The organism is Erythrobacter sp. S267 (genome assembly GCF_057365045.1).
Genome location: NZ_CP200298.1, coordinates 256,026 through 274,956 on the forward strand (window position 1 = coordinate 256,026; position 18,931 = coordinate 274,956).

Below are 18,931 nucleotides of genomic sequence, written 5' to 3' on the forward strand. Positions count from 1 at the left end.
TTCCAGCCTATCCAAACACCTTTTGCCCGAAGGTGACCCGGTCGGCCATCGCCATGGTTGTCATCTGAGCGTTCACTCGGATGCAACTGGGCATGACGCTGGCGTCGGTGACAAGCACGTTAGTGGTGCCATGAACCCTCTGGTCGAGGTCTACCACGCCTTTGGCCGGGTCAGAGTTGATTGCGTTCCCGCCATGCGGGTGGCTGGATGACAGCACCACATCGTCAGGCTCACGGATGTGATCACGGTAGAAGGCGTCGATGTCCGCGTCGCTCATGCCGGGAGCTAGGGTTTCGCCATGCAGCAGAGCTGGATAGACCTCTTCAGCCCCACCAGCGAAATGGATCTTGGTGAGAGCGGATAGCGCCCTGCGCAGGGTTGCAAGATCACTCTCTTGCAACTTGAAGCTCAGCTTGCCTTTCTTGATCTCACCCAATCGGTCGGCGGGAAACAGCGCGCCTGCCGACGCCAAACGGTTGTAATTTCGCATGCGACGGAAGTGCTCATCGAACCAGCCCGGCACTAGGGTCGCCATGCTCATGGGCGGCTGGAAGTGGCTCTCGATCAGAAAGTCGCCGCGATCGATGTAGGTCGCCATCTGGTCCTCGTCCCATGCATTCACAGGGTCGGGCATCAGAGCAGGGACAGGGCAAGCGATGTTGAGTGAAATGCCCTTGCCGGTTCCCGCAATTCCGCTTGCAGATAGGATATTGGTCGAAGCGATAGCACCTGCAGCGACAACTACACCCTTGGTCACGCGGACCGTTTTGGCGCGGTAGTCTGGCAGCACAATTTGCACCGATGATGCCACACGCCGACCATCAGCGGCGGGCGCTCCCCAATTGATCTTGGCGACCTCTCCACCGGCAAAGATGCGTGCCTTTCGATTGGCAAAGAGTGTGGCGTGATGGAGGAAGCTTTCCGGCATGGCGCGCTTGCGACCATAGGGGCAGCCGGTGTTGCAATAGCCGCAGGAGATGCAAGCATTATGCTCGCCTTTCGCACCCCAATTCTTGCGGAACCATCCTGAGGTCGCGCGCTGGTCAAAAGGGTCGCTTGAACCCGCGCGATAGGCTTCCCAACCTTCGAGCAACCGTGTCCCGTTGTTCAGCCCAAGCCGCCGGTCAATTTCGTGCACGCCCAGCCGCGTCTCGACGCGTGTATAGGACGTATCGAGAGCTGCGGCATCAATGCCAGCTCCCAAGGACGCCCAGGTTTCCAGCACCTTGTTAGCGTCCGGATGGGTTTCGCCTTCGCGCTCAAGCCGCAGGCAAATGCCGTTATTGATGACCGTAGAGCCGCCCACAGTGCGGCCTTGGAACAGCACAATATCCCGGTCTCGCGTGGTCTGGATTGCGCCGTCTTTGTAAAGGCCCGATGACATGCGCGCTTCATGCGGGCTTATCTGAGTGCTGGGCAGATACGCCCCCGCCTCGACAATCAGCACCTCATAGCCCTGATCTGCGAGGTTAGCCGCCGCCACCGCGCCGCCTGCGCCCGAGCCAATTACAACCACTTCAACGCTGTCTGGTATCGCGTCTTCGCTCACGAATACCGAGCCTGGCAGGTCGTTGTCGGAGTGCTGTTCAATCGCTGGATCGTCCGGTGTGCCCGCCCGTTCGCGGTGGCGCGGCAGGGTGAAGCCAATCGAGTCCAGCACTGGATTTGAACGGTTCGCATCTTCGCCGTGAGGATCGTTGGGATCGGGTCTCGCCGCGTCCTCCCAATGACCGTAATAGCCAGCATAGACGATGCCTCTGACACGAGCCATGTCCTGAAAGATGTCGACGCGGCTGTTCTTCAAGCGCCGCTCAATCCGCCAAATGCGAAGCCGTCGTGGTGCGAAGTGCCAGAAAGGCCCTCCCAGCACGACCCAGGTTGCCAGCACGGAAAGTCCGGTTTCGAACGGCGTTCGCCCCGCCATATTGGCGAACATGTCCTGGAGATTGTCGACGACCTGCCGTGATGTGATCGCCATGTCGCGCGGTTCAACCAGCATGGTTTCCGCCAACCTTTTCCAGATCGCAGCGATAAGTGGATTGAACGGTTTGGCTTGAATCATGCGAGAACCCCCTGTCGGCTTGCTACCGGCAATCAGCATGACCGGATTGTAGGCTTTCGTCGATATCAGCGTCTTTGAGGGCACAGCGGTGCATTCGACGTAGGGCCACGGCTACTTTGCTAACTCTCTGCGAACATGGCGAAAGCTGTTGCACTTTGTACGGGGTTGGTCGATGCTCCTGCGCGAGGGTCTTTCACAAACAGGGTTGTTCTGTGTTGAAAGAGCAGGTCGTATGATTTTGGAACTCGCCGCTATCCCAGATGCGGAGGCGCTGATCGCATTGACCCGCAAGGTTGAGGCGCTTGAATGGCGCGATGGTGGCAGCACGGCTGGCGCAGTTGCAAAGGCGGTCAAGCGCAACAATCAGGCGGTGCTGGACGGCGAGGCTGGCGAGGCCGTGCGCGCCGCGATCATGCCTAGCATCACCTCGAACCCAGCGCTCAAAATGGCGGCGCGTCCGCGGCGTTTTTCGCGCATTATGATTAGCAAGACGGCTGTGGGCGATCACTATGGTCCGCATGTCGACAACGCTCTGATGGGGCAGGGCGATGCAAGGATGCGCTCTGATCTGTCCTTCACCCTGTTTCTGACTCCACCGGATCAGTATGACGGAGGCGAGTTGGTCATTCACGGACAGTCGCACTCGACCAGTGTCAAGGCGCAGGCGGGGCATCTGGTTCTTTATCCCTCTTCCAGCATCCATGAAGTCACCCCGGTCACTCGGGGAGAGCGGACCGTCGCCGTTGGATGGATTGAGAGCCTGATCGCAGACCCCACCCAGCGCGAATTGCTGTTCGATCTGGAAAGTGCGCGCTCGGCCTTGCGTCAGTCGCTGCCGCAAGATGCGCGCGGGCTGCTCAAGCTCGACAAGGCCATTGCCAATCTCAACCGGATGTGGAGCCTGCCGTGACCCGCCATTGCCTCTCACAATCCTCGCGGAGATTGTAAGCCGTCATGTCGCTGAACATCATCACCTTTGGCGGGCTGACCCTCACGCAGGATGGAGAGGAGGTCGCGCTTCCCTCTTCGCGCAAGACCCGCGCTTTGCTGGCCTATCTGATCGCAGAAGGGGGACGCCCTTCGCGCCAGTCTTTGTGCGAGCTGTTCTGGGATGCGCCCGATGATCCGCTCGCCTCGCTACGCTGGTCGCTCTCTAAATTGCGCAGCGCCGTCAACTCAGGCGACGCTGAGCGATTGAGTGCTGATCGCAAGGCTGCGTGGTTTGCGCCTGTCGATGCGGATGTGGACGTCAGTCGCCTGAAGGAGATGGCTGCCACCGCAACATGCAGCGAGGAAGAGGCCGATGCGATCTGGGCGGCGACGACTGGGGTTTGGCTGGAGGATTGTGAACTGCCCAACCAGCCCGAGTTTGGCATATGGCTCGATGGGCAGCGCAGCGAACTTGTCCGCACTCGCGCTCTTCTGGCGCGACGCTTTGCCCGAGATCACGGTCTGGCCTGGCAGATGCGTGACAAGTGGGCCGAGCGGTGGCTGAGCCTAACGCCCTATTCGCGCGATGCTGCGACCAGTGCGTTTGAAGCCAAGCACTTTTCCTCAGGACAGGCCGCTGCTGTCGCGTTGGCAGACTATCTGCGCCGTACGTTTGAAGAAGCGGGGATCACCCCGCCCGATTTCGAGATCGATCCATCGGCCGATACGCGCGGGGCAACTGCGCCAGCGGGGCAACGCATCCGCTTGATTGAGGGCAAGGACAAAGTCTGTATCGCTTGGGCAAGTGTGGGCGAGGCCAGTCATCCGCCGCTGGTTAAAGCGGCCAACTGGCTCAACCACCTCGAACTCGACTGGGACGCCCCGATCTGGAGCCCTCTCTTCCGCGAACTCTCCCGCACCCACCGCGTCATTCGCTATGATGAGCGCGGTTGCGGACTGTCGGATTGGGACGTGGAAACGCTGACCTTTGACGATTTTGTCGAGGATCTAGAGCAGGTTGTTGAAGCTGCGGGGCTTGAGCGCTTTCCCCTGCTCGGCATTAGCCAGGGCGCAGCGGTATCCATCGAATATGCAGCGCGCCATCCAGAGCGTGTGTCCAAGCTGATTCTGTTCGGTGCCTATGATTGCGGGTGGCGTCACACCGCGCCGGAGGACGAAGTGCGCGCGCGCGAAGCGGTGATGGTCCTTACCGAAACCGGGTGGGGCAGCGACAATCCTGCGTATCGCCATCTTTTCTCACAGACCTTTATGCCCGATGCGAGCGCGGAAGAGCTCGACTGGTTCGACGAGTTTCAGCGCCAGACGACCTCTCCGCAAAATGCCGTCCGCTTTCTTGAAGCGTTCTCGACGATTGACGTGCGAGACCGCCTGAAAGACGTCCAATGCCCGACACTTGTGGTGCATTCGCGCGGAGATCAACGCATTCCTTTTGCGACCGCCCGGTCGATTGCCGCGCGCATTCCGGATGCAGAGATCGCGGGAGTGGACAGCAATAACCACTTGTTGTTGGGGCGTGAAAAGGCCTCCCAGCAATTCACGGACATTGTGCGAAGCTTCCTCGCTCAAACGTAATTTTGCGTAGATTCCACGCTTTTGAGCGGGGATTCCAACGCTGGCTACAACGTTCGCTACCACGCTTCTTTGAGACAGTGATCCTCGGTTTTGGAGGTCTGCATTCCGCAGGCTCCACCAAAGAGGGTCTTATCATGGAAACGAAACAGGCAGTCTCGCCTGAGCAATCGTCGCAATCTGCTCAAAATTCTAAACCACAAGCTACTGCTGGGCAGCCTGCCCAACAGCCCGCACAGCGCCATCGCGTTGCGCCCAGCCAAGCAACGGCGACCGCGCCCAAGGCGGATTTCTCGCTTTCGGGCGGGCTGATCCAATTGCTGGGCAAGCTCAACGCCTCGCTGGCGTTCACGTCCTACCAGTCTGGCTATCTTTATATGCTGGGTATGGGGCCGCAGGGCGGGGCGCAGCTCCACCAGTCGGGTATGCCAAAACCGATGGGTCTGGCAGCGGACGGCGAAGGCGCTTTGGTGCTCTCAACCGGCGCGCAGATCATGCGGCTCGCCAATGTGCTGGAGCCCGATCAGCGCATCAACCAGCTCTACGACGGCTGCTTCATGCCGCGCATGAACTACGTCACCGGACAGCTTGATGCGCATGATGTCGGCGTGGCCAGCGACGGGGAGATCATCTTCGTCAACACCGCCTTCAACTGCCTTGCCAAGCCATCTTTGCGCCATTCGTTTGAAGTGGTGTGGAAGCCCGATTTCATCAGCGACATCGTTAAGGAAGATCGCTGCCACCTGAACGGGCTCGCCATGCGTGATGGCAAGCCGGCCTTCGTCACCGCTGTCTCTAAGTCAGACACGATTGACGGCTGGCGCGACCGCCGCGCGGATGGCGGGGTTGTCATCGACGTCGAGAGCGGCGCGGTCATTTGCGAAGGGCTCTCCATGCCGCATTCGCCGCGTTGGCATGATGGAAAATTGTGGCTGCTCAATTCGGGCACGGGTGAGCTTGGCTATGTAGAGATGCCCAAGGCCACCAAATCCAAGAAGCCGAAGATGGGCACGTTCAAGCCGGTTGCCTTTTGCCCTGGCTTCCTGCGCGGCCTGTCCTTCCACGATGGCCTCGCCTTCGTCGGCCTGTCGCGCCCGCGCTACAAACGCTTCGAAGGCCTCGCGCTCGATCAGCGGCTGAAGGATGCAGATAGCGAGCCATGGTGCGGTGTGCAGGTCATCGACCTTGCCAAAGGCACTTGCGTCGAATGGTTCCGCATCGATGGCGACATTGGCGAGCTTTACGATGTCGAGCTGGTCCACGGGCACCGCTGCCCGATGACGGTCTCGCCCACTTCGGTCGATGCCGCGACGCTCATCACTTTTGATCAGACCGGTTCTCCAGACGGTCAAGAGCAGCCTGCCTAATCCTCCGGCGCAAAGGCTGCGGTCCAGCTCGCTCCGGTGTGTGCCCCTGCGCCGGGGCGGGCTGAACCCAAATCCAAATACTCCCAATCAAACCCATCTAATCCGAGAGTTCCAATGGCCAAGAAAATCCAATCGCAAGCCCATTCACTTTCTCTGACCTCGATCAATCGGGGGGCGGAGAATGTCTTGCGTTGGAGCCGTTCCGCCGTGCTTCGCGGTGGCCGTATGACCAAGCATAAGGGGGTGGTCGCAAGCTACTCGCCTGAGCTGGGTCTGGTCACATACGGAGCAGGGCAAACCCTCGTAGCAGGCGGTGAGCCGGCCACCTTGACCCTCGGTTTGGCTCGCCGTCTGTTGCGTTGGGGCGCCGCGCCTGTCGCCTTGTTGGCGGCGGGCGCGCCCGTCCTAGCGCCCTCCAGCGCGCAAGCGCAGGCAGAGGATGCGTGTGTCGAGGTCAATCCGGGCGAGTTCGTGTGCGAGGACAACGGCGATCCGGCGACGGTTGAGCAAGATTTTTTTCCAAATGGCGATGATCTGACCATTACGATCCAGGATGGGTTCGAAGTGGATGGAGCCGCGCCCGATGGTTTCAATATTGTCGGTGCCGGCGATCTGGTGATCGTACAGGAAAGCGGATCAAGCACTATTCGCGGTGCAACATATGGCATCGACATACACGACAGCTATGGGAGCATTGATGTCACAACTGGGGGCGATGTTACCGGCGTCTCAAGCGACGGGATTTATGCCTCGAACAACTTCGGTGCCGGGAACGACTCCTTCATCAGTCTAGACACGACTGCTGGCACTGTAACTGGCGGTAGAACTGGAATTTACGCCAAACATTTTGGCACTGGCGATCTGTCAGTTATAACGGCAGATGTTGACGGCGAGAACGGCTACGGCGTCGTCGCGGTCAACGCAGTGAGCGCTGGCAACATTACCGTCGACACATCGGCGGGCGCGGTCACGTCAGGCGATCGCGGGGTTGTGGTCTTTAACAATGGCACCGGCGCGATTTCGGTAACGACGGGTGATGTGACATCCGGGCTAGGCGCGGTGCGCGCGATCAACCGCGGCGGCGGTACAGATCTGTCGGTCGACACCACCGCAGGCCTGATCAATGCGACCACCAACGGAATTCTAGCGGTCAACGAAGGCAGCGGCTCTTTGAGCATTGTGTCGGGCGCAATCGAGGCGGGTGGCCGCGGCATTTTTGCCGATAGTGATGGAACTGACCTCACGATTGACAGCACTGCCGGCGCGATAAGAGCCTCCACTACCGGCATCGAAGCCCGGAACAATGGTACAGGCGCAACCACCATCACCACCGGCGATGTCGATGGCGAAGGTATTGACGGCATTGAAGTGATCAACGCGGCTGGTTCTGGCGATATTGAGATCGACACCACCGCTGGCACTGTGTTCGGTCAATATGGCGGCATCGTCACTCAGAACCAAGGCGATGGCGCGACCACGATTATCACTGCCGATGTGGACACGGGCGCTGGTGAAGGCGGCATCGTTGACGGGATCAATGCAGTAAATGGCAGCACTGCAACCGATCTGACGATCGACAGCAGCGCGGGGACGGTGACGGGCCAAGACCGGGGCATTTTCGCCCTCAACAATGGTACCGGCGATACCACAATCACCACCGGCGATGTCGATGGTGAAAACGGCAATGGCATTCAGGCGATCAACGCTGCTGACGGTGAAAACCTCACCATCGACAGTAGCGCTGGCGCTGTTATCGGCGCCGATCGCGGCATCTTTGCACGTCAGAATGGCACTGGCGAAACAACTATAATTACCGGTGATGTAACTGGCACGGGCCGATACGGCATTGATGTTCAGAACCAATACAGGTCCGGTGACATCACCGTGGATAGCAGCGGCGGCTCTGTATTTGGTCAATCCAGAGGCATCTTCGTGCTCAACGATGGCTCGGGCAACGCCTCGGTCACAACGGGCGATGTAAGCAGTATTACCCGAGACGGCATCTTTGTTCAAAACAGTACGGCAACGAACAACATCACCATCGATAGCAGCGCTGGCACAGTCAGCAGCGCTTCAGACAATGGTATAGCGGCACGGAATTTTGGCACCGGCGATACTTCGATCACTACGGCTGACGTTGATGGCGAGGGCGGCAATGGCATTGATGCTGTGAACAGCGCCAGCGCGGGCGATTTGACAATTGACAGCAGCGCGGGCGCAGTCGTTGGCGCTTACACTGGGGTCAGAGCCATCAACCAGGGCACGGGCGCGACGACCGTCATCACCGCGGGCGTTGATAGCGAATATGGCGAAACCGGCGATCGTGATGGTATTTTTGTCAGCAATTACGCGAACACCACCGGCCTGACCGTCGACAGCTCTGCAGGCCGCGTAGCCGGTCAAACATACGGCATCCGCACGATCAATGACGGCACCGGCGACACTTCTATCACTACGGCCAATGTCGTTGGCGGCGCGCGTGATGGAATTTATGCCATCAATGCTTTCAATGCTGGCAACCTTACCATCGATAGCAGCGCAGGAAATGTGCGCGGCAGTTCTATAGGCATCGAGGCGCTCAATTACGGGAACGGCGATGTCTCGATCACGACCGGGAATGTCACGGGCACCAACTCGGATGGGATCTATGTTTACAATGCCTTTGCAACGGGTTCTGTGACAGTTGACACCAGTGCCGGTGCAGTGTCCGGCGGTGATGACGGGATCCAGGTCATTCACTCTGGCTATGGCGATCTTACGATCACGACTGCCGATGTTAGCGGCTCGGGCGATGATGGTATCTTCGTGCGCAGCGATTATGGTGATATCAGCATCGACAGCACCGCAGGCTCGGTTTCCGGCGCGCGAAATGGCATCGATGTCGCGCAACATGATCCGTCTTTTGGAGGCTACTCTATTGCCATCACGACCGCTGATGTGACCGCAGCATCTGGAGTGGGCATCAGCGCGCTGAACGATTACGGCTCTGGCGACATCAGTATCGATTCAAGCGCTGGCGCAGTTACTGGCAGCAATATCGGTATCTTCACGTCTAATCGCGGCTATGGATCCACCACCATCACCACAGGCGATGTGACGAGCGAGGGCAGTTCGGGTATTATCGCTGATACATTTGGCCTAGATGGTTTTGGCGCTGGCGGAATTGCAATTGACAGCTCTGCAGGCAGCGTCACGGGAGCGGTTGCTGGCATTGTGGCCGACAACGCAGGCTTCGGCGATCTTTCGATCACCACTGCGGATGTCACCGGCCAGGCAGCAACTGGTATTTTTGCAAGAAACGTCCACGCATCGACGGGCGACCTCACCATCAACTCCAGCGCAGGTGCGGTGTCTGGCATTTACGGCGGAATTGATGCGCAAAACAATGGAGCCGGCTCCACCAACATCACCACAGGCGATGTAAGCTCCTATGGCGAGAATGGTGACGCCATCGCTGTCAGCAATTCAGGCACCAATCTTACTCTCGATACAACGGGCGGACGAGTTTACACCTACTACGGCAATGCCATTGATGCGACCAATTCAGGCACGGGTTCAACAACAATCACGACAGCTGATGTTGTTTCCATTACCGGGAGCACAGCTCTAACGGTCACGAACTACGGAACTGATGTTACGGTTGATACCTCGGCGGGCTCAGTTGCCGGAAACGGACAGAATTCTAGCGGCATCGCCGTGACAAACCGGGGGACGGGCGCTGCCACGATTACCACAGCGGATGTGACCGGCGACACAGCTGGCGGCACCGGGCACGGCGTTGACATTTACAACGGGATTGATGGCGGTGAGCTGATCCTCGATACAAGCGCGGGCGCGGTTGTGGGCGCGCAAAACGGCATCCGCGTGCGCCATTATGGCGATGATGAGAACGCGACCATCACAACAGCCGATGTCACAGGTCTGGGCGCCGACGGCATCAATGTGCGCGATGATGGTGAAGCCGGCAACGGCGCGGATATCACGATCAACACCACTCTTGGCACTGTCACCGGCGCTGAGGATGGGATTGATGCGTTCAACTTCGACACTGGCGATCTGTCCATCACAACCGCCAATGTCGACGGCGAAGCGGGTGATGGCATCCGAGCTATCAATCAAGGCTTGGCAACGGGCGATCTCACCATCGACAGCAGCGCGGGAAGCGTCACCGGTGGCAATGACGGGATTGTTGCGCGCAACAATGGCGGCGGCGATACCACTATCACAACCGCCGATGTAACCAGTGTCATAGGCTACGGCATCGAGGTCGAGACTGACAGCAATGCAGGTGACCTCACCATCAATACGCTCGCTGGCACCGTCATTGGCGGCGATGACGGCATTTATGTGCAGCACGAAGGAACGGGCGCGCTCTCCATCACTACGGCTGATGTGACCGGCTATGGTGAGCATGGTATTCGGGCTTATGGCTATGGCACTGATCTGGTCATAGACACCACTGCGGGCACAATCGTTGGGACCACCGACGATGCTATTTACGCCAGAAACTATGGTACCGGTGAGCTCATCGTCACCACGGGCGATCTGAATGGCGATGACTATGGCGTCTATGCTTATAATTCAGAGGATGGCACCAATCTCACTGTCGATACCAGCGCTGGCTCCGTTATCGGAAATTTTGAAGGCATCGAGATCGACAATGACGGCACGGGCTCTGCGACGCTGATCACAGCCGATGTGACCGGGGTTCGCGATGAGGGTATTGAGGCATTTAACGACGGCACGGACCTTACGATCAACACCGCAGCTGGCAGCGTCTTTGGCCAAGGCTCTGCTTTGCGCGCCCGTAACACGGGTTCCGGGGTTCTCTCCATAACGACAGCCGACGCGACCGGCGCCACTCAAGTCGCGCTTGAAGTTGAGAATTATGGCACCGATTTGCTGATCAACACCACAGCAGGCACAGTAACCGGCGGTCAGAACGGAATCTCCGCCCGCAACGACGGCACGGGCGATACCACTATCACGACTGGCGATGTGACCGGCGAAACCGGCAACGGTATTAGAGCGACCAATGGCGCAAGCACAGGCGATCTGACCATCGACAGCAGCGCGGGCGACGTGACCGGCCAAGAGTCCGGCATTCTGGCGACGGGCAACGGCATTTCGGGTTCAATCTCGGTCGTTGCAGGGAATGTTACCGGTCAAACGGACTATGGCATCCGGGCTGAAAACCAGAGCGGCGCTGAGGCGATTACCATCGATAGCAGCGCGGGCAGTGTAACCGGCTCGCGAGCTGGCATTCTTGTTCGAAGCCTCGGCTCTGGCGAGGTCTCGATCACCAGTGGTGATGTCGAAAGTCTAAACGCTGACGCGATCAATCTTGTCCAGTCCGGCAGCGCTGATGTCAGTATTGATACATCAGCAGGCGCCGTTCGCGGCCAGCAAGACGGTATCCAAGCCAGCATTTATGGTGGCGGAGGCGTGTCGATCACGGCTGGCGATGTCGTGAGCGAGACTGGATATGGCATTGACGTTGCGGTAGGCGAAGGCGGCGGCGGTGTTGAAATCGATACCAGTGCGGGATCGGTTGTCGCCGGGCCCAACTCCTATTCCGCCGGTGTTCGCGTGTTGAATGCGGGTCTCGAAGACACCAGCATCATCACTGGCGATGTGACTTCCGGCGACGGCTCGGGCGAGGGCGGTGCTGGCATCTTTGTGGCGAATTTTGGATTTACGGGCAGCCTTACCATCGACAGCAGCGCTGGCACAGTGACCGGCGATACCTCGGGTGTTTTAGCAATCCATAATGGCACTGGCTCGGCGAGCGTCACAACCGCCAATGTGGTTGGCCTGACCGGAGATGGTGTGGAGTTTGTGACAGGCACCGATTCCGGCACGCTCGACATCGACACCAGCGATGGTGCGACCATCGGTGCAAATCGCGGTATCTATGCATACCACGGCGGCTCGGGCGATCTGACCATCACGGTCGGCAATGTGACGGGCCAGGGCGCGGAAGGCATTCTCGCGACCACCAACCAAGCGACAGCCGCTATCTTTGTGAGCGGAGGCGAGGGCGTAGACAGCAATGTTGTCGGCGCGACGCACGGAATCCGTCTTGAGACGACAAACATTACAGCGGTGGTTGCAATTGACGCGGATGGCAATTTTACCGACTTCCAAACAGCTGACATCACCGTAAGCGGCCTTGATAGCGTTACCGGGCAAAACGGCGATGCGCTCAATCTGACCACAGCTGCTGGAAATATCTTTGTCAGCGATATCGGCACCATTACCGGGATTGGCGGGAACGGTATCTTCGCCAGCTCCACCCTGGGCGGCAACATCACCATCGACAATGTTGGCTTCGATGGCGGGATCACCGCGACCGATGGCATCGGGATTGCGGCCTATTCCACCGGTGGCACGATCACTATCGGCACTTCGGGGCCGGTGACCGGAGACACATATGGTGTCGAGGGAGATGCCGACTTAGCTGGCGACATCATCATCAACACCACCAATTACGATGTGACCGCAGCGGTGGGTATCCGCGCGGTCAATGAAGGTGACGGCGATGTGCAGATCACCACCGCCAATGTCACCGGTACAGCCGGAGACGGGATCGAGGCTTCGACTGCTAATGGCAGCGTTGCAATCGACTCCACCGCCGGGACCGTCTCGGGCCTTACCAACGGTATCTTTGTCTCGGCCAACAATGCTGAGACTGTGAGTGTTACCACCGGTGACGTCACGGCCACGACCGGGGGCGGCATCAACGTCCAAGGCTATGGCGATACGGAAACGATCCAGATCGACACCAGCGCGGGCGCTGTGAATGCGGGCGGCTCAGGCATTGAGGCGGGCGGCTTCAATGCGACGATTGCGGTTACCACAGCGGACGTAACCGCGCAGACGGGCTCTGGCGTTGTTGTGAACACTGGCACCGGTTCTGAAGGTGTGTCCATCGATAGCACCGCTGGCGCCGTTTCGGCCGGACAGGACGGCATTATTGCTTTGCATGGCGGAAGCGGCGACGTGTCCGTCGTGACCGGTGATGTGACAGGCACCTCCGGTAACGCAATTGATGTGGCTCATGATGCGTCCGGCGATATTCTGATCGATAGCTCCGCAGGCGCTGTCAGCGGCGGCGCTAGCGGCATCGCCGTGCTGGCAACGGGCAATCCCCTGCTGGGATCAGGCGGTCCGCAAACTATCGCGATCACAACCGCAGATGTGTCAGCGGGGAGCGGGGATGGAATCTACCTGAACAATGCCACTGTTGCTGGGGCAGTTACTATCGACACCAGCGCTGGCGATGTCATTGCGGGCGACAATGGTATCCGCGTCATTGGAGGTGCATCGAGTATCTCGATCATCGCTGCCAATGTGACGGCGGATATTGGCGATGGCGTTTCGCTGAACGACTATTTCGATGAAGTCGATATCGACACCAGCGCAGGCGCGATCTCTGGCGGCAATCGCGGGATTTCGGTCACCAACCGCTCTGGCACGGATATCACAATCACCACCGCTGATGTCACAGGTATCGCTGCCGAAGGCATCTTCGCATCAGACGATGTAGATGGTCCCGGCGAAGGTGGCAGCGTGCGCATCGATAGCTCGGCAGGCGCTGTCAGCGGCGGAACGACGGGCATTCGCGCAATCAATGCGGATGCGGGTGACCTGACGATCATCGCAGGAGATGTGACAGGCACCGGTGGAGACGGGATCTACGCCCTCAACCGCGATGCGACCAGCGGCGATCTCGCCATCGACAGCTCTGCAGGCAGCGTCGAAGGGGGCGCGAACGGCATAGCCGCGTTCAACCAAGGATCCGGCGATGTCAGCATCGTGACCGGCGATGTGACCGGCGGCGAATACGGCATCATAGCCTTCGCCAGCGCGCAAGCGGGTGATGTCATTATCGACACCACCGCTGGCGCGGTTGAGGCCGGGGAAAGCGGGATCAGCTCTTTCAATTATGGTTTGGGCGATACTGTTATCGTCACCGCAGACGTCACTGCGACACAAGATGGAGACGCCGGCGTCTTTGCTTTGCACCTGAGCGACACAGGTGAGGCGAACGTCACAATCGATACGACCCTTGGTACGGTAACCGCGCAAGGCTACGGCGTGGCCGGGGCAGTACTGTCAAATGATGGTGGTACTCTTGCGATTACGACCGGCGATGTAAATGCGCTTGGCGCGTCGAATTACGGCTATGACGCGGGCGTACTGGGGATCACGAATGCCGCAGACCTGGTGATCGATACCACCGCTGGGCAGGTAAACTCCGGTGGCGCGGGTGTGATTGGATCCAGCGGAACTGGCTCGATTTCCATCACGACGGGCGATGTCACAGCCGAAACAGGAGACGCCATCCAGGCTACCTCAACTGACGGCGGCGGCGTCACCATCGACAGTACAGCAGGCGCAGTCTCAGGCGGCAGCGATGGCGTATATGCTGAGATCGAAGACGGCGGAAATGTCTCGGTCGTCGTCGCAGATGTGACGGGCGTTTCCGGCAGCGGCATCGACATCGACGTTGCTGGTGCCAGTGATGTGACGGTCAACAGCGCGGCAGGCGCTGTGTCTGGCGGAGCTGCTGGTATTGCAGTGGACCACAACGGTGCTGGCTCTGCCACAATCACCACCGCTGATGTCACAGGTGGAACAGGCTCCGGCATCTTTGTGCTCGCCGGTTCAGACACTTCGGGCGTTGCTATCGATAGTTCCGCAGGGTCCGTATCGGGCGGGGGTGAAGGTATTACCGCGATCAATTCGGGCAGCGGCGATATGGTGATCAGCACCGCTGACGTGACGGGTGCGGGAAACGGTATCTTCGCCAACAACCTAACGGCTGATGGCGGTGATCTGACCATCAACAGCTCAGCCGGAACGGTTCTGGGCGAGGCAGGCTCCGGTATTGTTGCGCTCAGCAGCGGGGCGGGGACTATCAGTGTCACCACCACCGATGTGAGCGGTGATGTTACTGGGATACTCGCGCAAAATCTCGGTGCAGCGAGCGGTGATCTCGTGATCGACAGCAGCGCTGGCGCTGTGTTCGGCGGCGAAGACGGCATCATCGTCGATCACTTGGGCACAGGCACTTTGTCCATCACCACGGCCGATGTGACGGGTGAGAGCGATAACGGCATCAATGCCGATAGCCGCGGCAATGGCTTCTTCATCGACACCAGCGCAGGCTCCATCATCGCAGGTGATGAAGGGATTGAGGCCTATCACAACGGCAGCGGAGACCTCTCAATTGTCACCGCTGATGTCACTGGCGCGGGCGCTTATGGCATCTATGCCTTTAGCGCGGGCTCCACGACGAACCTCACCATCAACACGACCTTGGGTGCGGTTTTCGGAGGCGAGGAAGGGATTGACGTTGATAACAACGGCTCTGGCCTTTTGTCGATCACCACCGGCGATGTGACCGGGGGTATCGAAGAAGGGATCGACGCGGAAGCGGGCGGCGCAGGTCTTGTCATCGACACCAGCCTTGGCACAGTGAGCGGTGGGCGCAACGGCATCCGCGCTGAAAATGAGGGCTCAGGCGTTCTGTCCATTACCACGGCGGATGTCACAGGCTCAGGTCTTGATGGCATTGCGGCCTATCAAGAGTCCGGCACGGACCTGCTGATCGATACAGTCGCTGGCACTGTCAGCGGCGTGCGCAGCGGCATCCGGGCGCGCACCTTTGGTGGCGAGGGTGTTCTCAGCATCACCTCTGGCGATGTGAACGCGTCGGACGGCAAGGGCATTGATGTCGCCAACTTCGAAGGCGACACGATCATCGACAGCAGCGCTGGCCTTGTCTCGGGCGGCACGGATGGCGTCTATTCACGCCATCTTGGAACCGGCTCAACCACCATCACCACCGGCAATGTTGGCGGTGAAACTGGCGCTGGCATCATGGCGCTAGTCGACGCTGGCGCTGCCGGCCTGACCATCGACAGCACCGCTGGAAGCGTCAGCGGCGGCACTGCAGGCGTTGCGGCTCTCAACGAAGGCGTTGGCGCAGTCGCGATCTCTACAGGAGATGTCGACGGTGGCATGGTAGGCATCTACGTCCAAAACGGCGATGCGAGCACGGGTCTCACTATCGACAGCCTCGCAGGTTCTGTCGAAGGCGGTGTGAGCGGTGTCTTTGTTCGCGGGACAGGTGCTGGCGCAACTAGCATTACCACGGCTGATGTGACCGGCGCAGGCGGCGCAGGTGTTGATGCAGAAGTGACTGGCACGGACCTCACCGTCGACACGAGCGCGGGCTCGGTCATCGGCGCAGGCAATGGTGTGAGAGCGCGCAACAATGGCTCTGGCATCTTGTCTGTCACGACTGGTGATGTGACGGCCATGGGCGACCGCGGCATCCGGGCCTTTGGCGGCGGGACTGACGTGATTGTCGACAGCAGCGCAGGCAGCGTCATGGCGGCAGATATTGGGATTAGAGCGGTCAATTATGGCTCTGGTGCAACGACTGTCACCACCGGCGATGTCGGTTCGGTCAATGCGGAAGGCATCTCCGTCACCACGCAAGGCGCGACGAGCGGCCTTGCCATCGACAGCTCCGCGGGTAGCGCGGTTGGCGCGACCTCAGGCATTGAGGCTGAACATGGCGGTTCGGGCGATCTGACGATTGCGACGGGCGCTGTGACGGGCGTTGGCGCGGATGGCATCTTTGCCTCTTCGCGCGGCGCTTCGATGGTGATCTCCACGACTGGAGGCACTGTATTTGGCGGCGACGATGGCATTGATGCTCGCAACAATGGCACCGGCGCCCTCGCCATCGTCACCGCTGATGTGCAAGGCACAGGCGATGCCGGGATCAAGGCGGTCAGCGATGCGGGTGCTGTCAGCATCGACAGCTCGGCTGGCACCGTGATCGGCAACAGCGCCGGTATCTTTGCCGACCAGCAGGCCGATGCGGACCTTACTCTCTTCGTCAACGAAGTGATGGGCGCGGTCGGCATCGACACGCAGGCCACGACTGGCGCGACGTCTATCACCTTGTCCTCCACAGCGATCGTGATGAGCACGACCGGCTTTGGCATCGACGCACGCTCGGCCGGAGGCGCGATCACCATCGAGGGCTCTTCGGGCACGATCTCTGGAGCTACGGACGGCGCTTATGTCCGCTCCGGCGGCGGCGCGGTTGTCATCGACGATATCGACGTCGTGCAGGGCCTCGCCGGAGATGGCCTCGACCTTGGCTCAGCAGGCGGCGCGATCAGCGTCACCGCGCTCGACATGGTTGTGGGTGTTACGGGCAACGGCATCCTCGCCAATGCGGCGGGCGGAGACATTTCTGTTTCCGGCAATGGCGACATCATGGGCACCCTGTCCGGTATCGATGCGGCCACCACGGGCGATGGGACGATCACCTTTGACCTGACGGCGACCACCTTCGGCGAGGGCAATGGCGTTGCGGTTGCGACCGAAGGCGGAGCGGTCTCCATCACCAATAGCGGCACTCTTTCAGGCGGCGACTTCGCGGTCTTCGCCAGCACCGAGGCAACCGGACCGATTGCGCTGTTAAACGACGGCACATTGGGCGAGGCGATCAGCTTCGCAGGCAGCGCGGACAGTTTTGCCAATAACGATCTGTTCGTGGCAGCAGGCGTGAGCGACTTTGGCGAGGGCGTTGATGCTCTGGTCAATGCGGGCACTGTCTCGGTCGCTGACACAGCCGACTTCCAGCGGCTTGAAAGCTTCACCAATGCAGGGCTCGTCACTCTGGTGAATGACACGGTTGGCGGGTCGATAATGACCTCGGGCAACTTCATCGGAGAAGGCGGCACGGTCGCACTCGACGTCGACTTTGCTGATGGCGCTTCGGATGCAATCATCATTGGCGGAGCCGCGACTGGCCAGACAGAGCTTGCGCTTAACCTGCTCAATACGCAGGCGACGCTCGCCAATGACATCGTGCTGGTCAATGCAGGTGCGGGGACGTCGGCGGATGCCTTCTCCATCTCTGCTCAGCAGCAGGCGGTTACGCCGTTCCTGTCCTTCCAGCTCGATTTCGATGCGGCAACCAACGACTTCCTGTTCGGTCTGTCGCTGGAGCCGCGCGTGTTCGAAGCCGGCAAGCTGGTCGAGGGCGCGCAGTCGCTTTCATATCGCAGCAGCGATGCGTGGTCAGACCACCGTGCGGGTGCGCGCTTCTCATCTGCTGAGGATACGCCTGCCTGGATGGTGCTCTACGCCATCGACGCTAGCCGGGATGAGGCATTCGCCGATCCGACCGGTGTGGCCACGGGCGATGAAGTGCTCGATTATTCGCAGGACTACTTCGGTATCCAAGCGGGTAAGGAGAAACGCATCAGCGACACGCTGACATTCGGTCTGACCGGCGGTTATCTGAACTCTCAGCTCGCGATCGCCAACAGCCCGACGCGGGTCGAATACGAAGCGATCAACTTTGGTCTTGCGCTGTCGTATGAGAAAGGCGGTCTGTTTGCCGAGGCGTTGGCCAAGTATGACGACTTTAGCGGCGACGTCACCGACCGTTTGGCGGGCGGCCTCAATGGGCGGCTCAACGGATCGGCTCTGGGTGGCCGGTTCGAGCTGGGTTATCGCACGCAAGGCACCGGCATCTACATCGAACCGAGCGTCAGCGTCGACTATCAGGATACCAGTCTCGATAGCCTCGACCTTGGCGGCCAGTTGTTCGACTTCGACGGATTTGAAGGCTTGCGCGGTTCGGCAGGGCTTCGCATTGGCGGAGAAGGCCAGCTGGGTGAGCGCGCGACAATCGAGTACTTCCTCGATGGCCGAGCAGTGCACGAATTTGAAGGCGACGGGATCACTCGTTTCGACTTCGCAACCGACGGCACCGCATTCCAGAACGAAGCGATCGACACATACGCTCAAGTCGAAGCAGGCGTGAATCTGAATACAGACGGGCCGGTCTCTGGCTTCTTCCAGGTCGAGGCGGATTTCTCCTCCGACTACACTGCCTTTGGCGGCAGCATGGGAGTGAGGATACGGTTCTAGAGGAAGGTGG

At 59.7% G+C, this 18,931-nt stretch carries 5 protein-coding genes; 4 read left to right on the forward strand and 1 reads right to left on the reverse strand.

Features of this window, described 5'->3' with window-relative positions; all coding sequences use genetic code 11:
* Positions 1-7: 7 nt before the first annotated feature.
* Positions 8-2,062 (reverse strand): GMC family oxidoreductase N-terminal domain-containing protein, encoded by a 2,055-nt coding sequence (locus AC0V6X_RS01180; protein ID WP_486182761.1) that lies wholly within the window; start codon positions 2,060-2,062, stop codon positions 8-10.
* Between the two features lie 232 nt (positions 2,063-2,294).
* Here AC0V6X_RS01180 and AC0V6X_RS01185 point away from each other — a divergent pair, with 232 nt between their 5' ends.
* From AC0V6X_RS01185 to AC0V6X_RS01200, 4 genes are all read left to right on the forward strand, one after another.
* Positions 2,295-2,972 (forward strand): Fe2+-dependent dioxygenase, encoded by a 678-nt coding sequence (locus AC0V6X_RS01185; protein WP_486182762.1) that lies wholly within the window; start codon positions 2,295-2,297, stop codon positions 2,970-2,972.
* Between the two features lie 44 nt (positions 2,973-3,016).
* A complete protein-coding gene (locus AC0V6X_RS01190) occupies positions 3,017-4,585 on the forward strand; it encodes a bifunctional AfsR/SARP family transcriptional regulator/alpha/beta hydrolase (RefSeq protein WP_486182763.1) in 1,569 nt (522 codons plus the stop codon).
* A 134-nt stretch (positions 4,586-4,719) separates the two neighbouring features.
* A complete protein-coding gene (locus AC0V6X_RS01195) occupies positions 4,720-5,949 on the forward strand; it encodes a TIGR03032 family protein (RefSeq protein WP_486182764.1) in 1,230 nt (409 codons plus the stop codon).
* Positions 5,950-6,063: 114 nt separating this feature from the next.
* Entirely contained in the window at positions 6,064-18,921 is a 12,858-nt protein-coding gene (locus AC0V6X_RS01200) for a hypothetical protein (RefSeq protein ID WP_486182765.1), read from the forward strand.
* Positions 18,922-18,931: the final 10 nt, after the last annotated feature.

What these genes read in the sequence shown, in the direction of transcription:
- AC0V6X_RS01180 (WP_486182761.1), bottom strand. Translation starts at nt 2,062, where the DNA reads ATGATTCAAGCCAAACCGTTCAATCCACTTATCGCTGCGATCTGGAAA.
- AC0V6X_RS01190 (WP_486182763.1), top strand. Translation starts at nt 3,017, where the DNA reads ATGTCGCTGAACATCATCACCTTTGGCGGGCTGACCCTCACGCAGGAT.
- AC0V6X_RS01195 (WP_486182764.1), top strand. Translation starts at nt 4,720, where the DNA reads ATGGAAACGAAACAGGCAGTCTCGCCTGAGCAATCGTCGCAATCTGCT.
- AC0V6X_RS01185 (WP_486182762.1), top strand. Translation starts at nt 2,295, where the DNA reads ATGATTTTGGAACTCGCCGCTATCCCAGATGCGGAGGCGCTGATCGCA.
- AC0V6X_RS01200 (WP_486182765.1), top strand. Translation starts at nt 6,064, where the DNA reads ATGGCCAAGAAAATCCAATCGCAAGCCCATTCACTTTCTCTGACCTCG.